Here is a 6,000-nt window from a genome sequence, read left to right on the forward strand (position 1 = left end):
GATATAATTTATCTCTTATTATTAGTAATTTACCATGCTATAATAAAATATAATGGACTTGTAAAGTTAAAGAGGGCAGTTTTCGTAGTTCCTAATGAATTAAAGCACAGCAACAGTGGCCGATTTAACTACTGCATCCAATAATGGCGTATATGCTTTGGTCACCACTTGTGCATAACCTTTTGCCATTGAGTTCGCCAATAATGCACCACCACCTAATAAAATGAGTCCAGCACCTAACATCCCGCCAAAGTTACTGCTCTGAATAGAAAGCGCATGCCGAGCCATAGATCGAGACTTTTTAATGGAACTTTTTATTGAAGTTTGTGCTGTTGCTGCTTTCACAGCTACTAATTGCGTAGAATTAGCAATACAGGTGATCGTAACGGCTTCTGGCTGGTTGCTGTTATAATAGGAAAATGTCACTTGTTCTAGTTGAAATGAATGTTTTTTATGATTGTAGTGCTTGGTCTTTTTGCCATGGATTGTAACATTATCATGCTTCTGACGCAGTTCTTTTTCAATTGTTGCAATATAAGACGTTGTAGATACACTTCCAGATTCTTTGTGGTAGGTTAATTGCTCTTAGACTGAAATACAAGATCTGAACCTTGGCTATTATATTCATCTTGAAGAACCATATTTTTAGGTACACTGATTTTTAATGACTCAATGCCAATAGTAATACCTCGACTAAAGTCGTTAATAATTGCTTTATTTGTTTGTGCACCTGCCATAATGTGTGGCGATAACACTAATAACAAACTAGAGATAATTGCTTTTATTTCATATTTATTCTCATTATCATATAGTACCACAAGCCATAAAAAAAGTCAATTATTCAGTCCTTTAAGTAGATATTTCAAAGGTTTTATAATGGTAGACACGTATAGGTAGATAGGAAAGGGAGAATTTATAAGAAATAATATGCTAGACTTAATGATCATGGTATATGTTTAACAAGTACTGTTATGGTAATGCATCTAAAATCATTCCTGTTGCCATGAGATGGTACTTTTTTACAGACTTCAGTAGACCTTTTCTTGTTATAGTATCACTACAGATCTACACCAATTAAATATTGAATATACATGTTTATATTACGATACCTTGCTTTATATGGTATGGTAAGCCTATCGTAAAAATAGATGAAATTATGGCTAAATTATAAATAGAAAATAACATACTACTTAAATGTAGTTTAAACCCTGATGAAACAGCCTTCACTATTCCAGATAGTGTGACGAGTATTGGTTATTCAGCATTTAGCGGCTGCACAAGCTTAACAGAAGTTGAGATTCTAGAGGGTGTGACGAGTATTGGTGAGGGTGCGTTTGAGGTCTGCGCAGGCTTAACTCAAGTTACTATCCCAGATAGTGTGACAAGTATTGGTGGTTGGGCATTTTGGAGCTGCACAGGGTTAACATCCGTTACTATTCCAGATAGTGTGACGAGTATTGGTTATGAAGTATTTTTTCGCTGCACAAGCTTAACATCAGTTACTATTCCAGATAGTGTGACGAGTATTGAGGGAGCGGCATTTGCTCGCTGCGAAGGCTTAACATCCGTTACGATCCCAAATAGTGTGACGAGTATTGGTGATGAGGCATTTATGGAGTGCACTAATATTAGAGCAATACAAATTGCTGCTGGGCTTGATCTTGATCGATTAAGGAGGGTATTACCAAGTGTTACTGAATTTCAAGTTGAGCCAATAGTTACAAGAAAGGAGTCATGGACTGATAAAGGATACTTTCCTAATAGCATTAAGGGAAAGGGAACCATGCAATTTGCTAAACTATTGTTTCTTTGTGGCGAAAGGATAGCTAGAATTAATAATGCTGAAGAAATAGCCTCTCCTATGTCCACTAAAGGTACGTGGGTCATGCAAGGAGTATTTGCTAAATTATTTGGTGAGAGGTCAGGAGCTAAACTTCCTACATTACCTCCTGAGATATGGCTTGAAATAATGAGTTGGGTCTATATTGAACCTGTGCCTAAAAAAGTAAAGCCTATTAGTTCTGATGCCTTGCTGCTTACAGATGATGAGAGAAAGAGGGTAGATCAATATAAACAGTCATTTAACATGGTTGATAGCGAAGATACACAAGTTAGATTAGAAAAAACAAAAGATACATCTGTTGACTCAGTGATTATCCTTGGTGCTATAGTAGTTGCTGTCTCTGCTTTGCATGTCAGTATACGATGTACATAGAGGGTTTTAACCATAAAGTGTAATAAAATGTAGATATAGCATTTTGAGGGGGAATTGACTATGGTTATTGTATTGGGCAAAAATTTAAAAAACGGAGAAAAATAATGGCTATGTTTAATATGAATGAAGCAGGGTTGCTAATAACGTGTACTTTAGAAGAAGGAGAAACTGACGTAGTTATCCCAAATAATGTGACGAGTATTGGTGATGGTGTATTTTATGGCTGCACAGGCTTAACATCAGTTACTATCCCAGATAGTGTGGCGAGTATGGGTGATCTTGCATTTGCATACTGCTCAGGCTTAACTCAAGTTACGATCTCAAATAGTATGACGAGTATTGGTTATTCAGCATTTAGCGGCTGCACAAGCTTAACAGAAGTTGAGATTCTAGAGGGTGTGACGGGTATTGGTGGTTGGGCATTTAAGTACTGCACAAGCTTAGCTTCCATTGTGATCCCTAATAGTGTGACGAGTATTGGTGGTTGGGCATTTAAGAGCTGCACAAGCTTAACAGAAGTTGAGATTCTAGAGGGTGTGACGAGTATTGGTGAAGGGGCATTTGGCGACTGCAAAGGCTTAACTTCAATTGAGATTCCAAATAGCGTGACGAGCATTGGTGAGGGCGCATTGGAGGGTTGCAGTGGTTTGAAATCATTGTGCATACCTGGATTTACTGCCTTATCGGCCTTACAAAAGTCTTTTTGGATTCGGGATTATGAAAATGATGAATATGTAGCTCCAGAAGCATCAAAGATCTTGCCTAAGTCAGGGTTCCGACTTATAAGGGGATCAGTTTCAATAGATCTAAGTAACAAAGTTGCTCAAAGTGGCAATATTTATGCCAAACATTTTTGTGCTCTTTTGCTTTTCATTCAAAGAAGAATTGAATATCCATTACCTATTCCCCAGCAGCATGTGCCACATGATACTTTGCCGCATATGCCTATTGAAATGTGGGCTATGATCGCCAACTTCTATTATCAGGAGTATTTTCCAAAGCTAGATATTACCACAACGCAGGCAGGACTAGATGAAGAGGAATTAAAGCGCCGTTATGAGAATCAGGACGCGGCTCTTACTTCTTATAATACGGCTATTGATAAACTACAGCAGGACTGGGGTACGCCAGTTAGGCACATGAAGTAGATACAAACTGTATAACAATATGCATATAAAAGAAACCAATCACCAACCGATTCATTAAGAAGCTAATCAGAAGATTTTAAGCCGGTGTAGATGAAACAAAGGACTTATAGTGGTAGACAGTTATAGGTAGATAGGAAAGAGAGTATTTATAAGAAATAATATGCTAGACTTAATGATCATGGTATATGTTTAACAAGTACTGTTATGGTAATGCATCTAAAATCATTCCTATTGCCATGAGCTGGTACTTTTTTACAGACTTCAGTAGACCTTTTCTTGTTATAGTATCACTACAGATCTGCACCAATAAAATATTGAATATACATATTTTTGTTACTATGCCTTGTTTTATATGGTATGGTAAGCCTATCGTAAAAATAGATGAAATTATGGCTGAATTCAAAATAAACAATAACGTACTACTTAAATGTATTGTAAACCCTGGTGAAATAGCTGTCACTATTCCAGATAGTGTGACGAGTATGGATACTCTTGCATTTGCATACTGCCCAGGCTTAACTCAAGTTACTATCCCAGGTAGTGTGACGAGTATTGGGAATGGGGCATTTTGGAGTTGCTCAGGCTTAACATCTGTTACGATTCCAGATAGTGTGACAAGTATTGGTGATTTGGTATTTGATCAGTGCTCTGGCTTAACTCAAGTCACGATTCCAGATAGTGTGACGAGTATTGGTGCAGGCGCTTTCAAGGGCTGCAGTGGCTTAACTCAAGTTACGATACCAGGAAGTGTGACGAGTATTGGTTATGAGGCATTTGGGAGCTGTACAGGTTTAACCTCAGTCACGATCCTAAATAGTGTGGCGAGTATTGGTAATTCGGCATTTAAGGGCTGCACAGGCTTAACTCAAATTACTATCCCAGGCAGTATGACGAGTATTGGTGAAGAGGCATTTGGCGACTGCAAAGGCTTAACTTCAATTGAGATTCCAAATAGCGTGACGAGCATTGGTGAGGGCGCGTTGGAGGGTTGCAGTGGTTTGAAATCATTGTGCATACCTGGATGTATTGCCTTCTCTGCCTTACAAAAGTCTTTTTGGATTTGGGATTATGAGGATGAAGAATATGTAGCTCCAAATGCACTAGACACTTTGCCTAAGGCTGGGTTTCAACTTATAAGGGAAGCAGTTTCAATAGATCTAAGTAAAAAAGTTGCTCAAAGTGGCAATATTTATGCCAAACGTTTTTGTGCTCTTTTGCTTTTCATACAAAGAAGAATTGAAGTTATAATAGCCAGCAGACAACAGCTTGTACCACATGATATGCCCGGTAATACTTTGCCACATCTGCCTCCTGAAATGTGGACTGTAATCGCCTGCTTCTATTACCAGGAGTATTTTCCAAAGCGAGATATTACCACAACGCAGATAGGACTAGATGAAGATGAATTAATTGGTAGTTATGAGAATCAGGACGCGGCTGTTACTTCTTATAATACGGCTATGGATAAACTAAAGCAGGACTGGAGTACGCGAGTCTTGCACATGAAATAAATACAAACGGTATAACAATATGCATATAGAAGAAACCAATCACCAACCGATTCATTAAGAAGCTAATCAGAAGATTTTAAGCCGGTGTAGATGAAACAAAGGACTTATAGTGGTAGGCACGTATAGGTAGACAGGGAAGAGAGAATTTATAAGAAATAATATGCTAGACCTAATGATCATGGTATATGGTTTAATAAGTACTGTTATGGTAATGCATCTAAAATCATTCCTGTTGCCATGAACTAGTAACTTTTTACAGCCTTCAGCAGACCTTTTCTTGTTATAGGACCACTACAGATTTACACAAATTAAGCATTGAATATCCACGCTTTTGTTGCTATACCTTGTTTTATATGGTATGGTAAGCCTATCGTAAATATAGATGAAATTATGGCTAAATTACAAATAGAAAATAACATACTACTTAAATGTAGTTTAAACCCTGATGAAACAGCTTTCACTATTCCAGATAGTGTGACGAGTATTGGTGATTGGGCATTTAATGGCTGCTCAGGCTTAACATCTGTTACTATCCCAGATAGTGTGACGAGTATTGGTCATGATGCATTTAATTGTTGCTCAGGCTTAACTCAAGTCACGATTCCAAATAGTGTGACGAGCATTGGTAAGTGGGTATTTAGGTATTGTAGAAGTTTAACATCTGTAGTGATTCCAAATAGTGTGACGAGTATTGGTGAATGGGCGTTTAGTTACTGCACAGGCTTAACTCAAGTTACGATTCCTGATAGTGTGACGAGTATTGGTAATGGTGCCTTTGTGGCCTGCGAAGGCTTAACATCTGTTACTATTTTGAAGGGTGTGACGAGTATTCCCAGCTATGCATTTTATGCATGTAGAGGCTTAACTCAAGTTACGATTCCTGATAGTGTGACGAGTATTGGTAGTGGGGCATTTTGGAGGTGCGTAGGCTTAACATCTGTGACGATTCCTGATAGTGTGACTAGTGTTGGTGATAGGGCATTTAATGGCTGCTCAAGTTTAACTACTGTGGYGATTCCAGATAGTGTGACAAGTATTGGTGAGAGGGCATTTTACAAATGCTCAGGCTTAACATCCGTAGATATCCCAGATAGTGTGACGAGTATTGGTAAAGGAGCCTTTGCGG

At 38.2% G+C, this 6,000-nt stretch carries 6 protein-coding genes; 4 read left to right on the forward strand and 2 right to left on the reverse strand.

Annotated elements, in window-relative coordinates:
* Positions 1-99 precede the first annotated feature (99 nt).
* Together MKS91_RS05180 and MKS91_RS05185 are read right to left on the reverse strand one after the other, a co-directional pair.
* A complete protein-coding gene (locus MKS91_RS05180) occupies positions 100-426 on the reverse strand; it encodes a hypothetical protein (RefSeq protein ID WP_258569774.1) in 327 nt (108 codons plus the stop codon).
* Between the two features lie 149 nt (positions 427-575).
* A complete protein-coding gene (locus MKS91_RS05185) occupies positions 576-737 on the reverse strand; it encodes a hypothetical protein (protein ID WP_258569775.1) in 162 nt (53 codons plus the stop codon).
* 491 nt (positions 738-1,228) lie between these two features.
* Between MKS91_RS05185 and MKS91_RS05190 the strand changes: the two genes are divergently transcribed.
* The 4 genes from MKS91_RS05190 to MKS91_RS05205 form a co-directional block, all read left to right on the forward strand.
* On the forward strand, positions 1,229-2,215 hold the full coding sequence (locus MKS91_RS05190; RefSeq protein WP_258569790.1) for a leucine-rich repeat domain-containing protein: 987 nt from the start codon (positions 1,229-1,231) through the stop codon (positions 2,213-2,215).
* Between the two features lie 104 nt (positions 2,216-2,319).
* Positions 2,320-3,363, forward strand: a complete 1,044-nt coding sequence (locus MKS91_RS05195; RefSeq protein ID WP_258569776.1) for a leucine-rich repeat domain-containing protein — start codon at positions 2,320-2,322, stop codon at positions 3,361-3,363.
* Between the two features lie 389 nt (positions 3,364-3,752).
* Positions 3,753-4,874 carry a leucine-rich repeat domain-containing protein gene (locus MKS91_RS05200; protein ID WP_258569777.1) on the forward strand — a complete coding sequence of 374 codons (1,122 nt, stop codon included), beginning with the start codon at positions 3,753-3,755 and terminating at the stop codon, positions 4,872-4,874.
* Between the two features lie 390 nt (positions 4,875-5,264).
* Positions 5,265-6,000: leucine-rich repeat domain-containing protein (locus MKS91_RS05205; protein WP_258569778.1), on the forward strand; the 736-nt coding region annotated here is incomplete at its 3' end.

Source organism: Candidatus Synchoanobacter obligatus, assembly GCF_024259865.1.
Classification (GTDB): domain Bacteria; phylum Pseudomonadota; class Gammaproteobacteria; order Comchoanobacterales; family Comchoanobacteraceae; genus Synchoanobacter; species Synchoanobacter obligatus.